General features: G+C 68.2%; 18 protein-coding genes. 10 read left to right on the top strand and 8 right to left on the bottom strand.

Annotation, left to right across the window (positions count from 1 at the left end):
* Positions 1 to 70 precede the first annotated feature (70 nt).
* The 3 genes from G6N55_RS14430 to G6N55_RS14420 are packed head-to-tail and all read left to right on the top strand — an operon-like array spanning position 71 to position 2846.
* Positions 71 to 949 carry an AAA family ATPase gene (locus G6N55_RS14430; RefSeq protein ID WP_085222640.1) on the top strand — a complete coding sequence of 293 codons (879 nt, stop codon included), beginning with the start codon at positions 71 to 73 and terminating at the stop codon, positions 947 to 949.
* A gap of 13 nt (positions 950 to 962) precedes the next feature.
* The gene (locus G6N55_RS14425) at positions 963 to 1631 is read left to right on the top strand and encodes an SRPBCC family protein (protein ID WP_085222641.1); all 669 of its coding nucleotides are present in this window, start codon (positions 963 to 965) and stop codon (positions 1629 to 1631) included.
* Between the two features lie 6 nt (positions 1632 to 1637).
* Complete coding sequence (locus G6N55_RS14420; protein WP_085222642.1) at positions 1638 to 2846, top strand: vWA domain-containing protein; 1209 nt, start codon at positions 1638 to 1640, stop codon at positions 2844 to 2846.
* A 113-nt stretch (positions 2847 to 2959) separates the two neighbouring features.
* On the opposite strand, the gene G6N55_RS14415 is transcribed toward G6N55_RS14420, so the two are convergent.
* Positions 2960 to 3841, bottom strand: coding sequence for an SDR family oxidoreductase (locus G6N55_RS14415; protein WP_085222643.1), 882 nt, complete (start codon positions 3839 to 3841; stop codon positions 2960 to 2962).
* Between the two features lie 85 nt (positions 3842 to 3926).
* Here G6N55_RS14415 and G6N55_RS14410 point away from each other — a divergent pair, with 85 nt between their 5' ends.
* Complete coding sequence (locus G6N55_RS14410) at positions 3927 to 4499, top strand: TetR/AcrR family transcriptional regulator (protein WP_085222644.1); 573 nt, start codon at positions 3927 to 3929, stop codon at positions 4497 to 4499.
* On the opposite strand, the gene eutC is transcribed toward G6N55_RS14410, so the two are convergent.
* Complete coding sequence (gene eutC / locus G6N55_RS14405; protein WP_085222645.1) at positions 4470 to 5213, bottom strand: ethanolamine ammonia-lyase subunit EutC; 744 nt, start codon at positions 5211 to 5213, stop codon at positions 4470 to 4472. The genes G6N55_RS14410 and eutC overlap by 30 nt on opposite strands.
* The gene (locus tag G6N55_RS14400; RefSeq protein WP_085222646.1) at positions 5213 to 6619 is read right to left on the bottom strand and encodes an ethanolamine ammonia-lyase subunit EutB; all 1407 of its coding nucleotides are present in this window, start codon (positions 6617 to 6619) and stop codon (positions 5213 to 5215) included. The genes eutC and G6N55_RS14400 overlap by 1 nt, the downstream gene beginning before the upstream one ends.
* A 172-nt stretch (positions 6620 to 6791) precedes the next feature.
* On the opposite strand from G6N55_RS14400, the gene G6N55_RS14395 reads away from it, so the two are divergent.
* Together G6N55_RS14395 and G6N55_RS30140 are read left to right on the top strand one after the other, a co-directional pair.
* Positions 6792 to 7919 (top strand): glycoside hydrolase family 76 protein, encoded by a 1128-nt coding sequence (locus G6N55_RS14395; protein ID WP_085222647.1) that lies wholly within the window; start codon positions 6792 to 6794, stop codon positions 7917 to 7919.
* A 24-nt stretch (positions 7920 to 7943) separates the two neighbouring features.
* Complete coding sequence (locus G6N55_RS30140) at positions 7944 to 9302, top strand: 3-oxoacid CoA-transferase subunit B (RefSeq protein WP_085222648.1); 1359 nt, start codon at positions 7944 to 7946, stop codon at positions 9300 to 9302.
* Here G6N55_RS30140 and G6N55_RS14385 read toward each other — a convergent pair.
* Entirely contained in the window at positions 9237 to 9953 is a 717-nt protein-coding gene (locus tag G6N55_RS14385; protein WP_085222649.1) for a DedA family protein, read from the bottom strand. The genes G6N55_RS30140 and G6N55_RS14385 overlap by 66 nt on opposite strands.
* An 89-nt stretch (positions 9954 to 10042) precedes the next feature.
* On the opposite strand from G6N55_RS14385, the gene fbaA reads away from it, so the two are divergent.
* Positions 10043 to 11077 (top strand): class II fructose-bisphosphate aldolase, encoded by a 1035-nt coding sequence (gene fbaA / locus G6N55_RS14380; RefSeq protein ID WP_085222650.1) that lies wholly within the window; start codon positions 10043 to 10045, stop codon positions 11075 to 11077.
* Positions 11078 to 11158: 81 nt separating this feature from the next.
* Here fbaA and G6N55_RS14375 read toward each other — a convergent pair whose 3' ends face one another.
* Positions 11159 to 11989, bottom strand: coding sequence for an Rv0361 family membrane protein (locus G6N55_RS14375; RefSeq protein WP_085223020.1), 831 nt, complete (start codon positions 11987 to 11989; stop codon positions 11159 to 11161).
* Between the two features lie 45 nt (positions 11990 to 12034).
* Between G6N55_RS14375 and G6N55_RS14370 the strand changes: the two genes are divergently transcribed.
* Positions 12035 to 12448, top strand: coding sequence for a DUF3151 domain-containing protein (locus G6N55_RS14370; RefSeq protein WP_085222651.1), 414 nt, complete (start codon positions 12035 to 12037; stop codon positions 12446 to 12448).
* Here the strand turns inward: G6N55_RS14370 and G6N55_RS14365 are convergent.
* Genes G6N55_RS14365 through G6N55_RS14355 form a run of 3 tightly spaced genes read right to left on the bottom strand, consistent with a single transcriptional unit; the run spans position 12445 to position 14818 of the window.
* Positions 12445 to 13338, bottom strand: coding sequence for a cation diffusion facilitator family transporter (locus G6N55_RS14365; protein WP_085222652.1), 894 nt, complete (start codon positions 13336 to 13338; stop codon positions 12445 to 12447). The two genes, G6N55_RS14370 and G6N55_RS14365, sit on opposite strands and share 4 nt — an antisense overlap.
* Before the next feature lie 40 nt (positions 13339 to 13378).
* A complete protein-coding gene (locus G6N55_RS14360) occupies positions 13379 to 14155 on the bottom strand; it encodes a site-2 protease family protein (RefSeq protein WP_085222653.1) in 777 nt (258 codons plus the stop codon).
* Positions 14156 to 14164: 9 nt separating this feature from the next.
* Positions 14165 to 14818, bottom strand: a complete 654-nt coding sequence (locus tag G6N55_RS14355; RefSeq protein ID WP_085222654.1) for a peptidase M50 — start codon at positions 14816 to 14818, stop codon at positions 14165 to 14167.
* An 80-nt stretch (positions 14819 to 14898) separates the two neighbouring features.
* Here G6N55_RS14355 and G6N55_RS14350 point away from each other — a divergent pair, with 80 nt between their 5' ends.
* Both G6N55_RS14350 and G6N55_RS14345 read left to right on the top strand, forming a co-directional pair.
* Complete coding sequence (locus G6N55_RS14350; protein WP_085222655.1) at positions 14899 to 16194, top strand: adenylosuccinate synthase; 1296 nt, start codon at positions 14899 to 14901, stop codon at positions 16192 to 16194.
* Entirely contained in the window at positions 16194 to 16832 is a 639-nt protein-coding gene (locus tag G6N55_RS14345; RefSeq protein ID WP_085222656.1) for a PaaI family thioesterase, read from the top strand. Before G6N55_RS14350 ends, G6N55_RS14345 begins: the two co-directional genes overlap by 1 nt.

Raw genomic sequence — 16832 nt, 5'->3', positions numbered from 1 at the left:
TGGCGGGCACCGACTACTGGTTCTGCTGCCCGGGATGCCGATCGGCATTCGCCGCCGGAAAAGCCGGCGCATGACGCCGGCGGTGTTCAGCAGCCCCGACGACGTGGTGCGCCAGTTCGACGCAATGGATTATCTGCTCGACACCGGGACCGCGTCGGCGATCTATCTGGCCATCACGCTCGGCAGGCCGTTGCTGCTCGAGGGTGAGCCCGGAGTCGGCAAGACCACCGCAGCGAAAACCCTTGCGGCAGTGCTGAACACCCCGATGGTGCGGCTGCAATGCTACGAGGGCCTGACCGCGAACGAGGCGCTCTACGACTGGAACTACCAACGCCAGTTGCTGTCCATCCGGCTGGCCGAAGCTCGTGGCACCGGCATCCAGGAAGCGGATCTGTACACCGAGACCTATCTGGTGGACCGGCCCATCCTGCAGTGCGTGCGCCACCACGGGCCGAACCCTCCCGTGCTGTTGATCGACGAAATCGACCGGGCCGACGATGAATTCGAGGCGCTGCTGCTGGAGTTCCTCGGCGAGTCCGCAGTCACCGTCCCCGAACTGGGCACTTTCGTCGCGGAGCGCCCGCCGATCGCGGTGCTGACCTCCAACCGCAGCCGCGACCTGCACGACGCGCTGCGCCGGCGCTGTCTCTACCACTGGATCGACTACCCCGAGCCGGACCGGGCCGCCGCTATCGTCCGGCGCACGGTGCCCGGCGCGGCCGCGCCATTGATCGAACAGGCCACCCAATTCGTCGGCAGTGCACGCGATCTCGACCTGGACAAGCCACCGGGCGTCGCCGAGACCATCGACTGGGTCGCCGCCCTGGTGTCGCTGGGCGTGGCCGACCTCGTCGACGACTCCGCGGCCATGAGCCTGGGGGCGCTGGCCAAGACGCCCGACGACCGTACGCAGATCCGCGACGCATTTTCCGAGTACAGCCGCACATGAGAGGACCCGCAGCATGAAGATTGCCAACCAGTTCACCGTAGGTGCGCCCATCGACCAGGCCTGGGACGTGCTGTGCGACCTGGAGCAAGTGATCCCGCTGATGCCCGGTGCCCAGCTGATCGGCCACGAGGGCGAGGACTATCTCGGCAAGGTCAAAGTCAAAGTAGGGCCGGTGACAAGCGAATTCAGCGGCAAGGTGCGTTTCGTCGAGCAGGACCGCGATCAGCACCGCGCCGTCATCGACGGCAAGGGCAAGGAAGCGCGCGGCACCGGCAACGCGGCCGCGACGGTCACCGCGCAGCTGCAGGCGGACGGCGAGCGCACCAGCGTCACCGTCGACACCGACCTGAAGATCGTCGGCAAGCTGGCCCAGTTCGGCAGCGGCATGCTGCAGCAGGTGTCGGAGAAATTGCTGGGGCAGTTCGTGGAATCGCTGGAGGCCAAGCTGGCCGCCGAGAAGGGCGGCCGCGCGGCGGCGCCGGAGCCGGCGTCGGAGGAGGAGCCGATTCCGGCGCGGCGGGTGAACCCGGTCCCGGGAACCCAGCAAGCCCCCGCTCCCGAGCCCGAGCCCATCGACCTGCTGCAGCTCGCCGGTGGCGACCGGCTCAAGAAATACGCCGGCCCGGCGCTGGCGGCGGTGGCCGCGCTGGTGCTGATCTGGGTGCTGCTGCGGCGCCGTTAGCCGCTCGTGGGTACCCCCTTGCTGCTGCGGGGCGTCGACCGGGCGGCGCTCGCGACGGCGCTGGTCGACCGGCTGCGCCGCGTCGGGGTGTTGGTGTCCGCCAGTGGCCCGGCGAATTTTGTGCAGGCGCTGCGAAAGTTGCCTCCGGACAACAGAACCGCGCTGTATTGGGCGGCCCGGCTGACATTGGTCAACCGGATGGAGGATCTGGGCGCCTTCGACGCGGTCTTCGCCTCGGTGTTCGGCGCGGCCGAACCCGACGGCAACGGACACCCCGACAGCCCCCTGCCGCTGCCGGGTCCCAAGACGCCGGCCGCCGGTACGGTGCGTCCGGGTGGTGGCGGATCCACCTCCACGCAGAAGCTGCCCTGGGTGACGCGGACCGTTGCTACCGGTGACGACACGTCGACCTCGGGTCTGCTGCTGCCCGACGTGCTGCCCAGCCGGATCGCCGTGCTGGCCGACGAGCCGTTCGACCGTTTCGATCCCGAAGATCTTCGGATGCTTGGCATTTGGCTGGAAGCGACCGTTGCGCGCTGGCCGCGGCGCCGCAGCCTGCGATTCGAGCCCAGCCCCGGCGGCAAGCGCATCGACCTGCGGGCCACCATGAACGCGTCGCGGGCCACCGGCTGGGAATCGATGGTGCTGGCGCGGACCCGCCCGCGCCGCAGGCCCCGGCGGGTCGTGCTGCTCTGCGATGTCAGCCGTTCGATGCAGCCCTACGCCGCGGTCTATTTGCATTTGATGCGAGCGGTGTTGCGCCAGGCGGGAACTCGGCCCGAGGTGTTCGCGTTTTCGACGTCACTGACCCGGCTCACCTCGGTGCTGTCGCACCGGTCGGCCGAGATGGCGTTGCAGCGGGCCAACGCCAAGGTCACCGACCGCTACGGCGGCACGTTCATCGGCCGCAGCATGGCCGCGCTGCTCGCCCCGCCGCACGGCAACGCACTGCGCGGCGCCGTGGTGATCGTCGCGTCCGACGGCTGGGACAGCGATCCCCCCGAGGAGCTGGAGCACGCGATGGCCCGGCTGCGCCGTCGCGCCGAGCTGCTGGTCTGGCTCAATCCTCGTGCGGCACAGCGTGAATTCGAGCCGCTTGCCGGCTCGATGGCCGCGGCCCTGCCCTATTGTGACCTGTTCCTGCCGGCGCACTCGCTGACGGGTCTGCGCGATCTACTGCTGGAGTTGGCGTCGAGTGGGCAAGCTTGGCGGTGAGTGTGCGGTGAGGGCGGCGACACGCGGGCCGACACCGCCGTGAGAGCACACTCGAATCCGCGGGCGCACAGTCGAATCCGTCACTAGACGCCCGGACGGTGTGTCAATGGGCTTCACTCGGGGTAGTAGCCGGTTTCCAGGTCCTCGAGCAGTCTCGGATGTGTTGGCCGCCAACCGAATCGCTGCTGAGTCAGTGTGCTCGACGACGGTTGGTCGACGGCGAAGATGGTGCCGAGCGGCCCGAAATTCTCGGCCGGGGTGGATTCGACGGGTAGGCCGAGTCGGCGGCCGATCACCTCGGCGATCGCCCGCATCGGGTCGCCTTCGTCGCCCACCGCGTGCAGCACCGACCCGGGAGGGGCTTCTTCCAACGCGAGCCGGAACAGCGATGCCGCGTCGTCGCGGTGGACTGCGGGCCAGCGTTGCGAACCGTCACCGACGTAGCCCGAGACGCCACGCTGTCGTGCGGCTTGGATCAGCAGACTGGCGAAGCCGTAGCGCCCGCTCGCGTCGTGAACCGACCGCGGCAGCCGGACGACGGCGGACCGGACCCCGCGCCCGGCGAGATCGATGACGGCCTGGCCGGTGCGGCCGCGGCCGGCCACCGGACCCTCGACGTTGAACGGGTCGTCTTCGGTGCTGGCACGTCCAGGTGCCGCCGGGGTGCCGTTTGCGAGCACCAGCGGCTTACCGGAGCCGACCAGCGCGTCGCCCAGCGCGGCGACGGCACGGGCTTCGTCGCCGACGGCGTCGCCGACGGCGCTGAAGTCGTGCGAAAAAGCCAGGTAGACAATGCCATCGGCGTCGTAAGCCGCCTTTTGTAACACGTCGAAGTCGGCAATGTCTCCGCGCAGCGGCTCGGCGCCGAGTCCGCTGATGGTCGCGGCCGAGGCTTCGGATCGGGCCAGGCCCACGACCTGGTGATCGGCGGCGATCAGTTGTGCGACGACGGCCGAGCCGATTCCTCCGCTGGCGCCGGTGACGAATACGCGCACGAGTAGCTCCGTTCATGTGATGCGACTATGGTCTCATCACCCTACAGCAGTGACGGGATAAAAGTCGCATCACTACAGTGGGGCCATGGCACGCTGGCAACCTGACGCGCGGGCACGGTTGGTCGGCGCGGCACTGGAGTTGTTCAACGAACGCGGATACGACCAGACGACGGTGGCGGAGATCGCCGAACGCGCGGGCCTGACCAAGAGCACGTTCTTTCGGCACTTCCCGGACAAGCGCGACGTGCTGGCGGCGGGTCAGGATGCCATCGCGCAACTGCTGCGAGAGGGCATTGCGGCGGCGCCCGCCGATGCGACACCGCTGGCGGCGGTGTGCTCCGGCTTGAAAGCGGCCGCGGCGGCGTTCACGTCGTTCAACAAGGAGCTTGCCCCCAGGCTCAAGGCCGCGATCGCGGCCAGCGCCGAACTTCAGGAACGCAACGCGCTCAAGCAGATCGGGCTGGCTCTCGCGATGGTCGAAGCACTGCAATCCCGGGGCGTGCCCGAGCCGACCGCGGCACTGGCCGCCGAGCTGGGTGCCTTGGCATTCAAGACGGCATACGCGCGCTGGGCCGAACCCGGCGAGAACCAAGACCTGGGCACCATCGCATGTCAGGAATTGGAGGAATTACGCGCCGCCGCGACCAATCTCAGCTGAGCCACCGCACCGGTCTTTGAGGGCGATGCCCGACCGGCCGAGCTTGCGGGCTCCGGTGACGAGCGCGGCGGCGACCGCCGCGGCCGTCGGGTAGGCGAGGCCGTCGGGCGGATGGATGTTCGAGATGCAGTTGCGATCCGCGTCGGTGACACCCGGCGCCGGTCGATGCGTCAGATAGATGCCCAGACTGTCGGCGACCGAGAGCCCGGGGCGTTCACCGATAAGCACCAGAACCGTTGTGACGCCCAGGGCTTCGCCGATGTGATCCCCCAGCGCGACGCGCGCCTGACTGGCGATGACCGGCGGGGCAATGCGGTAGCGGCCGTCGAATTCGCGAACCAGCGCGTCGACCATTCCCGCGGCGTGGTCGGTCAGCGCACGAGGTGACAACCCATCGGCGAGCACAAAGCCGATGTCCGCCTTGGTCTTTGGCAAGCCGGACAGGTCCGCGGGGCTGCGGCCGAGATCGGGTCGGCGCAGGTATTCGCCGCGTGTCCTCGCCCGGCTGTGTATCCGCAGCGGCTCACCGAGCCCGATGTGGCTCAGCTGCTCGATCAGGTCGTCGGCATCGAGTGGCTCGTGGACGGCGTCGCGCGCCGCGGCGTGTGCGGCCTGGAACTCCAGCACCCGACGGGTCGGCAGTGAGTTTCCGGCACGGCCCAGTCCGATGCGGGCCCGCGTAGTGGCCCGCAGCGGTGCCCAAAGGTCGATCATCAGCCGGCTGCCAAGGCGCGCAGCGGCGACGTCGCCAGGTCGACGGGAAGAATCCGGCCGTCGGCGTCGGCCATGCCCAGGCTGGCCAGCCATGCTTCGAATTCGGGTGCGGGCCGCAGCCCCAACGCCTTTCGGACGTACAACGCGTCGTGAAACGACAGGCTCTGATAACCGAGCATGATGTCGTCGGCGCCGGGAACGGCGATCACGAATGCGGTGCCGGCCGCGCCCAGCAGGGTCAGCAGCGTGTCCATGTCGTCCTGGTCGGCCTCGGTGTGGTTGGTGTAGCAGACGTCGACACCCATCGGCAGGCCGAGCAGTTTCCCGCAGAAGTTGTCTTCCAGCCCGGCGCGGATGATCTGCTTGCCGTCGTAGAGGTACTCCGGCCCGATGAATCCGACGACGGTGTCGATCAACAGCGGTTCCAGCGCCCGGGCCACCGCGTAGGAGCGCGCCTCCAGCGTCTGCTGGTCGACCGGCTGGTTGCCCACGCCGAGATGCGCGCCGGCCGACAACGCCGAGCCCTGCCCCGTCTCGAGGTACATGACGTTGTCGCCGACCGTGCCGCGGCGCAGCGACCGGGCGGCCTCGTTGGCTTCGGTCAGCATCGCGATGGAGGTGCCGAAGCCCGCATTGGCGCCCTCGGTGCCCGCGATCGACTGGAAAACCAGGTCGACGGGCGCGCCCTGTTCCATCAGTTCCATCGTGGTCGTGACGTGGCACAGCACGCAGGACTGCACGGGGATGGCGAACCGCTGGCGAATGTCGTCGAGCAGATGCAGCAGGTCCGACGCCGCGTGCGGCGAGTCGGTCGCCGGGTTGATGCCGATCACCGCGTCGCCGCAGCCCATCAGCAGGCCGTCGAGCATCGCCGCGGCGATCCCGCGCGGGTCGTCGGTGGGGTGGTTGGGTTGCAGCCGGGTGGCCAGCGTGCCCGGCAACCCGATCGTCGTCCGCAACGCCGCGGTGGCCGTCACGGCGGCGGCCACCAGGATCAGGTCCTGGTTGCGCATGATCTTCGACACCGCGGCCGCCATCTCCGGGATGAGCCCGGGGGAGACGGCGGCGATGCGTGCCGCGCTGTCGTCGCGCGACGCCGCATCCAGCAGCCAGTCGCGCAAGCCGCCGACGGTCAGGTGCGCGACCGGGCCGAACGCCTCGCGATCGTGGCTGTCGATGATGAGCCGGGTGACCTCGTCGGTCTCATACGGCACCACCACGTCGTTGAGGAATGTCGCCAGCGGTATGTCGGCCAGCACCCACGCCGCCGCGGCCCGTTCGGCGTCCGAATCGGCCGCGCAACCGGCCAGCTGGTCACCGGAACGCAGCGGCGTCGCCTTCGCCATCACGTCGACCAGCCCCGCAAAGGAATGCGTGGTCCCCGAGATGGTTTGCCGATAGCGCATATTTCACAGTAGGTCACTGTCGGTTCAGCAGCAGGTCAACTTCGCCGTGCGTCGGCGGCGTTGAGTGTGCGGCGTGGGCGACGACACGCCGATCCGGGCCGCCGTGGCCGCACAGTCAACGCCGCCAGCGCACACTCAACGCCCAAACCCGCATGAGGCAGGATCGGTAGGCATGGACCAGCTATGGGCCAACCGGGCTGCCAGCTCCGAAGCCGCTGTCGCGCAACGCCACCTGAAACGGCTGTGGGGGTTGCCGGGAACCCAGCTGGGCGTGGTGGCCTGGCCGGCGACGCGCCGGGTCCGGCTGTTCGGCACCTGGCACTACTGGTGGCAGGCGCACCTGCTGGACTGCCTGGTCGACGCGCAGCAGCGGGACCCGCAGCCGCATCGGTACACCGAGATCAACCGGCAGGTTCGCTCGCACCGGCTGCGCAACAACTTCCGCTGGACCAACAGCTATTACGACGACATGGCGTGGCTGGCGATCGCGCTGGAACGCGCCGCCCGGATCGTCGGCGTCGAGCGCGGCCGCGCCATGCCGAAGCTCGCCGACCAGTTCATGAAGGCGTGGGTACCCGAGGACGGCGGCGGCATCCCGTGGCGCAAGCAGGACCAGTTCTTCAACGCCCCGGCCAACGGTCCGGCGGGAATCTTCTTGGCCCGCTACGGGGAGCATCTCAAGCGCGCCGCACAGATGGGCGACTGGATCGACCAGACCCTGATCGACCCGCAGACCCATCTGGTGTTCGACGGCATCAAGGCCGGTTCGCTGGTCCGCGCGCAGTACACCTACTGCCAGGGTGTGGTGCTCGGGCTGGAGACCGAGCTGGCGGCCCGCACCGGCGTCCAGGCGCGGGGCCGGCACGCCGCCCGGGTGCACCGCCTGGTCGCCGCCGTCAACGAGCACATGGCGCCGTCGGGCGTGCTGAAGGGTTCCGGCGGCGGCGACGGCGGGCTGTTCGCCGGCATCACTGCGCGCTACCTGGCGCTGGTCGCCACCACGCTGCCGGGCGACTCCGCCGACGACGTCGTGGCCCGGGACACCGCGCGCACCATCGTGCTGTCGAGCGCGAAGTCGGCCTGGGATTGCCGGCAGACGGTGGACGGGCTGCCGCTGTTCGGGGCGTTTTGGGACCGCGATGCGGAGTTGCCGACGACGGGCGGCGGGCAAGCGCAGTTCGTCGAGGGTGCGGTCAACGCGTCCGAGACTCCGGAGCGGGACCTGTCGGTGCAGCTGTCGGGGTGGATGCTGATGGAGGCCGCCTGTAACGTCACCGCCGTGACACCAGGCCACGCGTGACCGGCCTTTGAGAGGAGCTTTCGAATGACCCCTTCGGGCACCAAGGTTCGCCCCGATGCCGAGTCGGCATTGCAAGACCTGCTGAAGGACGGAATCACAATTGCCGCAGGCGGATTCGGGCTGTGCGGTATCCCGGAGAATCTGATCCAGGCGTTGGTGGACAGCGGCGTCAAAGAGCTGACGATCGTCGGAAACAACGCCGGCGTCGACGATTTCGGCATGGGTCTGTTGCTCAAGGGCCGTCAGGTCAAGAAAGTTATTGCCTCCTACGTAGGAGAAAACAAGGAATTCGAGCGCCAGGTACTGGCCGGCGAGCTGGACCTGTCGCTCACCCCGCAAGGCACGCTGGCCGAGAAGTTACGCGCCGGCGGCGCAGGGATTCCGGGCTTCTACACCCGCACCGCGTTCGGCACCCAACTCGCCGAAGGCAAGGACATGCGAGTGTTCGACGGCACCGAATATGTGCTGGAGGAAGGGATCCGCGCCGACGTCGCGATCGTCAAGGCGTGGAAGGGCGACACGGCGGGCAACCTGATCTACCGCAAGACCGCGCGCAACTTCAACCCGATGATCGCCACCTGCGGCACGGTGACCGTCGCCGAGGTCGAGGAACTGGTCGAGGTCGGCGAACTGGACCCCGACCAGATCCACACCCCCGGCATCTATGTGGACCGCATCATCGAGGGACCCGGCTACGAGAAGCGGATCGAATTCCGCACCACCAGGGGTGCCGCCGTAACCAAGAACGACACCCCGATCCGCGAGACCATGGCCAAGCGCGCCGCCCGGGAACTGCGCGACGGCTACTATGTGAACCTGGGCATCGGCATTCCGACGCTGGTGGCCAATTACATCCCCGACGACATCAACGTGACGCTGCAGTCCGAGAACGGCCTGCTCGGCATCGGGGCCTATCCGGCCGAGGACCAGGTGGATCCCGACCTGGTCAACGCGGGAAAACAGACCATCACCACGATCAGCGGCTCCAGCTTCTTCAACAGCGCCGACTCCTTCGCGATGATCCGCGGCGGGCACGTCGACCTGGCCATCCTCGGTGGCCTGGAAGTAGCCGAGAACGGTGACCTGGCCAACTGGATGGTTCCGGGCAAGATGGTCAAGGGTCCGGGTGGTGCGATGGACCTGGTGTCCGGCGTCAAGCGGGTGATCGTCGTGATGGATCACACGGCCAAGGACGGCAGCCCGAAAATCCTCAAGCAATGCACGCTGCCGCTGACCGGCAAAGGCGTGGTGAACATGATCATCACCGACCTGTGCGTCTTCGACGTCGACCCGGAACGCGGGCTCACCCTGACCGAACTACACCCCGGGGTGACGGTCGACGACGTCCGTGCCAAGACCGGTTGCGACTTCCTCGTCGCCTGAACCTGTCTTGGCGGCGCGCCGTCGCCCCAGGTAGCCCCGGGTGGCGGCGATCAGTGCCGGCAGCAGCGAGACGAACAGGATGACCAGAATGATCTTTTCCAGGTTCTGGTGGACGAACGGGATGTTGCCCAAGAAGTAGCCGGCCACCGTCACACCGCCGCCCCACAGCACCCCGCCGACGATGTCGAACGCCAGGTAGACCGGATAGCGCATGTAGGACACCCCGGCGACGACCGGCGTGAACGTCCGCACGAACGGCATGAAGCGGGCCAGGATGATGGCCGCGGGCCCGTACTTCTCGAAGAAGGCGTGCGACTCGGTCACGTAGTGCTGCTTGAAGAACCGGGAGTCTTCCTTCTTGAACAGGGCCGGGCCGATCCTGCGGCCGATGAAATACCCGGTCTGGTCGCCGAGGATCGCGACCACCGCGACGGACGGCGCCAGCACCCAGATGTTGAGCGTTCCGTGCGCGGCCAGCAATCCGCCGGTGAACAGCAGCGACTCGCCCGGCAGCAGCGGAAACAGCAGACCGGTCTCTACGAAGACGATGACCAGGATGGTCGGCAACACCGCGGAGGCGAACAGGCCCTGGGGTCCGATCCAGAACATCGGATCGATGATGTCGGGCAAGGCCGTCACGGCGGTGCTCATGGTGCCTCAACATACCGGCCCCCAGGTGGGTGCCCGCCGTCAACGTCGGGTTGCGATACTGGGGCAACTTAAGTCTTAGGGAGGAATTCATGCCCATCGCAACCCCCGAGGTCTACGCCGAGATGCTGGGACGCGCCAAGGAGAACGCGTACGCCTTCCCGGCCATCAACTGCACCTCGTCGGAGACCGTCAACGCCGCCATCAAGGGCTTCGCCGACGCCGGCAGCGACGGCATCATCCAGTTCTCCACCGGCGGTGCGGAGTTCGCCTCCGGCCTCGGGGTGAAGGACATGGTGACCGGCGCGGTCGCGCTGGCCAAGTTCACCCGCGCCATCGCGGCCAAGTACCCGATCAACGTCGCGCTGCACACCGACCACTGCCCCAAGGACAAGCTGGACACCTACGTGCGTCCGCTGCTGGCGATCTCGGCCGAGCGGGTGGCCGCCGGCAAGAACCCGCTGTTCCAGTCGCACATGTGGGACGGCTCGGCGGTGCCGATCGACGAGAACCTCGCGATCGCCAAGGAGCTGCTCAAGGACGCCGCGGCCGCCAAGATCATCCTCGAGGTGGAGATCGGCGTGGTCGGCGGCGAGGAGGACGGCGTCGAGGGCGCGATCGACGACAAGCTCTACACCACTCCCGAGGACTTCGAGAAGACGATCGACGCGCTGGGCCACGGCGAGCACGGCAAGTACCTGCTGGCCGCCACCTTCGGCAACGTGCACGGCGTCTACAAGCCCGGCAACGTCAAGCTGCGTCCCGACATCCTCGACGAGGGCCAGAAGGTCGCGGTGGCCAAGCTCGGCCTGGCCGACGGTTCCAAGCCGTTCGACTTCGTCTTCCACGGCGGCTCGGGATCGCTGAAGTCGGAGATCGAAGAGGCGCTGCGCTACGGCGTGGTGAAGATGAACGTCGACACCGACACCCAGTACGCCTTCACCCGCCCGCTCGCCGCGCACATGTTCACCAACTACGACGGCGTGCTCAAGGTCGACGGCGAGGTGGGCAACAAGAAGGTCTACGACCCGCGCAGCTACCTCAAGAAGGCCGAAGCGTCGATGACCGAGCGCGTGATCGAGGCTTGCAATGACCTGCACTGCGCCGGAAAGTCGGTCGGCGTCTAACGGCTTTCCTCGAGTGCCCGGCTGGACGGGTACTCGTCGCCGAACGCCCGGCTGGACGGGCACTTGGCGTGAGGGCCTAACCTAGCCGCTGGGGGACTGGCAGATCTTCCACTGGTCGTCGCGGTACTGCAGGTCGAGGCTGCGCGTTGAGCGGACCTGCGGGTCGTAGGCCATGAACGTGGTGACGTTGGCCTCGGCGTGCTGACCGTTGACGACGATCTGGTCGATGCTGGCGATCACCGGATACTGCTTGGCCGCCGAAACCCGTTGGTAGGTCTCGCTCCACGCGCGCTCGTCGTAGTCGACGTAGCCGTCGCGGGTGGTGCCGCAGGTGATGCTGCGCAGCTGAGTCAGGTCGCCGCGCTGCACCGCGGTGTCGAAGGCATGGATGGATTGGCGAACCAGGTCTTCTTGCGAGACGTGTGAATGCTTTCCGCGGGTCAGCAGCACGGTGCCCAGGATGGCGATCGCCGCCAGCGCCAGCACGATCACGGTGATCGCCAGCACCCAGCCCCAGTTGAAACTCCTGGATGTCGATCGTGGCTTGTTGCCGTCCCGCCCCGGGATAGCTTGTGGTGCAGCAGATTTCGGAGGCAGCGGAGGCATGGGCGGCTGCCCCGGCGGGCCGGGCTGACTCGGCGACGTCGAGAACACCTCCGTTGCGGGCTCCGGGGCGGTGTGGATGATCGCCGTTTCCTTCGAGTCGAAGCCGGGCGCGGTGAAGCGACGTTCGGGCTGTTGCCCTGCCGGGTCACCCTCGTCCTGGTTGTCCGGATCGGGGTTGATCACCACGGTCTCGGTCTCAGGATCGGGTGGAACCAGCGGATAGGCCTCGGTTGCCTCGTCGACGTGCTCGCCGGTTGGATCCTCACCCGGCGGGGTGCCGCGATCGGGCTCCGGTGGGTTAGGCATGAGTTGGAGCTTAGTCATCCGCGGCGAGACGGCAGAATAGAACTTATGACACCGATGGGTGATCTCCTGGGACCCGATCCAATCCTGCTGCCCGGCGACATCGAAGCCGAGGCCGAACTGCTCGCCAACGAGAATCCGAGCATCGTCGCCGCGGCGCATCCGTCGGCGTCGGTGGCCTGGGCGGCCCTCGCTGAGGAGGCGCTGGCCGAAGACCGGGCCGTCACCGCCTATGCGTACGCCCGGACCGGCTACCACCGCGGCCTGGACCAGTTACGCCGCAACGGCTGGAAGGGCTTCGGCCCGGTGCCGTACTCGCACGAGCCCAACCGCGGCTTCCTGCGCTGTGTGGCGGCGCTGGCCAAGGCCGCCGACACGATCGGCGAGACCGACGAGCTGAACCGCTGCCTGGACCTGCTCGACGATTGCGACCCCGCGGCCCGCAAAGAGCTCGGTCTCTAGCAGTTCTCCGAGCAGTCGCTGTCGCGGCTCTCGACCTGCACGGTGGCGTGCTCGAGCCCACGCTCGTGCAGCACCTCGCGCGCGTCAGTGAGCACGCTGGCCGAGTCGGTGGCGCTGATCAGATGCACCGTGCACATGTCCTTGCCCGGCGACAGCGTCCACACGTGCAGATCGTGCACTTCGGTCACGCCGTCGACGGCGTTCAGCGCCGTCCGCAGCTCCTCGACGTCGATGTGGGCCGGAGACGTCTCGGACAGGATCCGCAGCGCCGCGCGCGCCAGCGAGAACGCGCGGGGCAGCACCCACAGGGCCACCAGGACGGCGACCACGACGTCGGCGTAGGGCCAGTGCGTCGTGACGGTCACGATGCCGGCGATCAGCACGCCCAGGCTGCCGACGGTGTCGGCGATGACCTCCATGTAGGCGCCCTTGACGGCCAGGCTGCCCTCCGAATGCGACCGCAGCAGCATCGCCACCACGAAGTTGGCGACCAGCCCGGCCAGCGCCACCACGATCATCGGCAGGCCGGGGACCTCGGCTCCGGTGCCCAGGCGCTCGATCGCCTCGTAGAGGATGAACGCCGCCACACCCACCAGCAACACCGCATTGGCCACCGCGGTGAAGACCTCGGCGCGGTGCCAGCCGTAGGTGCGATACGGCGACGTGCTGCCGCGCTTGGCCAGCATCACCGCGGCCAGCCCCATGAACACCGCGACCACGTCGGTCAGCATGTGCCCGGCATCGGCCAGCAGCGCAAGGGAATTGATCAGCAGCGAAGTCGCCAGCTCGATCACGAAGAACGTCGCCAAAATCCCCGCGGCCATGATCATGCGGGGGATCATCCGAGACGCGTCGGCTTCGGCGGGGGTGTGACTGTGTCCTGCGCCCATGCCGATCAATATATGCGTGGAATCGCATATATTGCAAGACCTAGAACCAGCGGCTCCAGAAGCGGGTCAGCGAATTGCCGGCGTTGGCCAGCAGGTGCGGCACCCCGGAGAAGTCGAAGAACCAGTCCACCACCGAGAACAGCCATTGGTTGATCGCCGGCGCCAACAGCAGGAACAACAGGATGAACACGCCGTACTGTTTGGCCGGTGCCACGGCGCGCTGCGTCTCGGGGCTCAGGTGCGGTTCCAGGGCGTCGTAACCGTCCAGGCCGGGGATGGGCAGCAGGTTCAGCACGACCGCCATGATCTGCAGGAAACCCAGAAACGCCACACCCGCCCACAGCACCCAGTGCTCCGGGTCGAAGAACAGCCGGGTCAGCGTGAGCAGCAGCACCGCCAGCAGCAGATTGGCCGCCGGGCCGGCCAGGCTGACCAGGGTGCGGCGCGTCGGCGACATGAACCAGGCGCGCACGTACACCGCGGCGCCGGGCAAGCCGATCCCGCCCAGCGCGATGAACACCATCGGCAGCAGCAGCGACAGCCCGGGATGGGCGTAGCGGCGCGGATCCAGCGTCAGGTAGCCGCGCACTTGCTCGTCGTGGTCGCCGAAACGCCACGCGGTCGCCGCGTGGCCGAATTCGTGTAGGCACAACGAGACCAGCCAACCGGAGATCACGAAGATGAACACCCCTGCGTACGATATCGGCCGCACGGTCGTGCCGGACAGCCAGGCCAGCACACCGCCGGCGGCCGTCAATGCGACGAGTGCCAAGAAGATTGGGCTGGGTCGCACCGATGCGTGCCCGTGTGAGTCCACCGGTCGAAACTACCGGACCAACAACCAACCTTCGACGTGGCGGTAGAACGTCGATCGTCGCGCGGCGCGGGGAGCGGCGACACCGTCGCGGACCACCACGACGCCGGTGCTGCCCAGCTGCACGGCGCGCCCGGCCACCCACCGCCGCCAGCGGCCGTGTACCGCGGCCCGCAGGCCCGGCACGGCCAGCGTCGGCTCGACGAACGCGCCGGTGACGTCGCCGTCGAACAGCTGCGTGTCGTCGACGACGGCCTCGCCGTGAATGAGCTCCCGGTCCTCGGGGGGCTGCCAGCCGGCCCGGCCCACGATCACCGCGCCGGTCTCGTCGCGCACCAGGGTGACCCGCCGCACCGCGCCGCGCCGGGCCCGCCGGGCCGCCCGCCGTCCCGCCTTCACGCGGTAGATGCGGGTCGCGCGGGTGCGGCGGCGCGGCACGTAGGCCACTTCGACGTCGAGTCGCTGGGCGCGCAGCAGCCGGCTCAAAACCGCGGCCAGGTCGGCGTCGCCGCCGAGGACGACCAGCCGTCGGTAGGGCCCGATCGCGGCGTCGATCTCGTCCGGGCTCTCGACGCGGTGGACGGGCAGGCCGCCGAGCGGTCCGGGCGGCCGCCGGTCGCCGAAGCACAACACCGCCAGGTCGGCCGTGTCCGCGGCGATATTCATGGGCTCCTCGCGACCTGCTGGGATAGGGTGGGTCCCCGGCTGGACCACAATAAGCAGGCGAGACCAGGCGGGAGCATGTCATGCCGGCAATCGTCCTCATCGGCGCCCAATGGGGCGACGAGGGCAAAGGTAAGGCCACTGACCTGCTCGGTGGGCGAGTGCAGTGGGTGGTGCGCTACCAGGGCGGCAACAACGCCGGACACACCGTCGTACTGCCGACCGGCGAGAACTTCGCCCTTCATCTGATCCCGTCGGGAGTGCTCACGCCCGGCGTCACCAACGTCATCGGCAATGGCGTGGTGATCGATCCCGGCGTGCTGCTCGACGAGCTGCGAGGCCTGGAAGACCGCGGCGTCGACACCTCGAGGCTGTTGATCTCCGCGGACGCGCATCTGCTGCTGCCCTACCACGTGGCCATCGACAAGGTGACCGAGCGCTACATGGGCAACAAGAAGATCGGCACCACCGGCCGCGGCATCGGACCCTGCTACCAGGACAAGATCGCGCGCCAGGGCATCCGGGTCGCCGACGTGCTCGACCCGGAGCTGCTGGCCCAAAAGGTCGAGGGCGCACTGGAACTCAAGAACCAGATCCTGGTCAAGATCTACAACCGCAAGGCGCTGGATCCCCAGCAGGTCGTCGACGCGCTGCTGAAGCAGGCCGACGGGTTCGCCCACCGCATCGCCGACACCCGGCTGCTGCTCAACACCGCGCTGGAGGCCGGCGAGACCGTGCTGCTGGAGGGCTCGCAGGGCACGCTGCTCGACGTCGACCACGGCACGTATCCCTATGTGACGTCCTCGAATCCGACGGCGGGCGGCGCGGCCGTCGGGTCCGGCATCGGCCCGACCCGGATCACCACCGTGCTCGGCATCCTCAAGGCCTACACCACCCGGGTGGGCTCGGGCCCGTTCCCGACCGAATTGTTCGACGAGAGCGGCGAATACCTGTCCAAGACCGGCGGCGAGTTCGGTGTCACCACCGGGCGGCGGCGGCGCACCGGTTGGTTCGACGCCGTGATCGCCCGCTATGCCACCCGGGTCAACGGCATCACCGACTACTTCCTGACCAAGCTCGACGTGCTGTCCAGCCTGGAAACCGTGCCGGTGTGCGTCGGCTACCGCGTCGACGGTGTGCGGACCGACGAAATGCCGATGACGCAGAGCGATCTGCACAAGGCCGAACCGATTTACGAAGAGCTGCCCGGCTGGTGGGAGGACATCTCCGCCGCACGCGAGTTCGAGGACCTGCCCGCCAAGGCGCGCGACTACGTGCTGCGTCTGGAAGAGCTTGCCGGAGCACATGTTTCGTGCATCGGCGTGGGGCCGGGACGGGATCAGACCATCGTGCGCCGCGACGTCTTGGCGGCGCGCTAGTGGCCGACCCTGACGCATACGAACTCGACCCCGATTACGACCACCACGGCGGCTTTCCCGAATACGCGCCGGCCGTCCCCGGCCCGGGATTCGTGCGGTTCGTGGCGACCATGCGCCGGCTGCAGGACCTCGCCGTGTCCGCCGATCCCGCCGACGACGTCTGGGACGACGCGGCCGATCGGGTCGCCGCATTGGTGGAGCTGCTGGAGCCGTTCCAGGCCGCCGAGGGCGTCGGCCCGGCCGGGCGGGCGCCCGAGTTGCCCGGCATGGGCAGCCTGCTGATTCCGCCGTGGACGTTGACGCGCTACGCCCCCGACGGCGTCGAAATGACGGGCCGTTTCAGCCGCTTTCACGTCGGCGGCAACATGGCCGTGCACGGCGGCATCCTGCCGTTGCTGTTTGACCACACGTTCGGGATGATCGCGCACGCCGCGGGGCGCCCGATCAGCCGGACGGCGTTCCTGCATGTCGACTACCGCAAGATCACCCCGATCGACGTTCCGTTGCTGGTGCGGGGGCGAGTCACCGGCACCGAGGGCCGCAAGGCGTTCGTCTCCGCCGAATTGGTCGACGCCGACGCCACCGTGCTGGCCGAAGGTACCGGCCTGATGGTGCGGTTATTGCCGGGCCAGCCCTAA

The sequence above is a fragment of the Mycobacterium florentinum genome (assembly GCF_010730355.1).
In the GTDB taxonomy this organism is placed as follows: domain Bacteria; phylum Actinomycetota; class Actinomycetes; order Mycobacteriales; family Mycobacteriaceae; genus Mycobacterium; species Mycobacterium florentinum.
The sequence above is the reverse complement of the archived record's forward strand: the minus strand, read 5'-3'. Positions and strand labels throughout refer to the sequence as shown.

What these genes read in the sequence shown, in the direction of transcription:
- G6N55_RS14375 (WP_085223020.1), bottom strand. Translation starts at nt 11,989, where the DNA reads ATGCCTAACCCACCGGAGCCCGATCGCGGCACCCCGCCGGGTGAGGAT.
- G6N55_RS14410 (WP_085222644.1), top strand. Translation starts at nt 3,927, where the DNA reads ATGGCACGCTGGCAACCTGACGCGCGGGCACGGTTGGTCGGCGCGGCA.
- G6N55_RS30140 (WP_085222648.1), top strand. Translation starts at nt 7,944, where the DNA reads ATGACCCCTTCGGGCACCAAGGTTCGCCCCGATGCCGAGTCGGCATTG.
- G6N55_RS14430 (WP_085222640.1), top strand. Translation starts at nt 71, where the DNA reads ATGACGCCGGCGGTGTTCAGCAGCCCCGACGACGTGGTGCGCCAGTTC.
- G6N55_RS14385 (WP_085222649.1), bottom strand. Translation starts at nt 9,953, where the DNA reads ATGAGCACCGCCGTGACGGCCTTGCCCGACATCATCGATCCGATGTTC.
- G6N55_RS14365 (WP_085222652.1), bottom strand. Translation starts at nt 13,338, where the DNA reads ATGGGCGCAGGACACAGTCACACCCCCGCCGAAGCCGACGCGTCTCGG.
- G6N55_RS14350 (WP_085222655.1), top strand. Translation starts at nt 14,899, where the DNA reads ATGCCGGCAATCGTCCTCATCGGCGCCCAATGGGGCGACGAGGGCAAA.
- G6N55_RS14370 (WP_085222651.1), top strand. Translation starts at nt 12,035, where the DNA reads ATGACACCGATGGGTGATCTCCTGGGACCCGATCCAATCCTGCTGCCC.
- G6N55_RS14395 (WP_085222647.1), top strand. Translation starts at nt 6,792, where the DNA reads ATGGACCAGCTATGGGCCAACCGGGCTGCCAGCTCCGAAGCCGCTGTC.
- eutC (WP_085222645.1), bottom strand. Translation starts at nt 5,213, where the DNA reads ATGATCGACCTTTGGGCACCGCTGCGGGCCACTACGCGGGCCCGCATC.
- G6N55_RS14355 (WP_085222654.1), bottom strand. Translation starts at nt 14,818, where the DNA reads ATGAATATCGCCGCGGACACGGCCGACCTGGCGGTGTTGTGCTTCGGC.
- fbaA (WP_085222650.1), top strand. Translation starts at nt 10,043, where the DNA reads ATGCCCATCGCAACCCCCGAGGTCTACGCCGAGATGCTGGGACGCGCC.
- G6N55_RS14425 (WP_085222641.1), top strand. Translation starts at nt 963, where the DNA reads ATGAAGATTGCCAACCAGTTCACCGTAGGTGCGCCCATCGACCAGGCC.
- G6N55_RS14400 (WP_085222646.1), bottom strand. Translation starts at nt 6,619, where the DNA reads ATGCGCTATCGGCAAACCATCTCGGGGACCACGCATTCCTTTGCGGGG.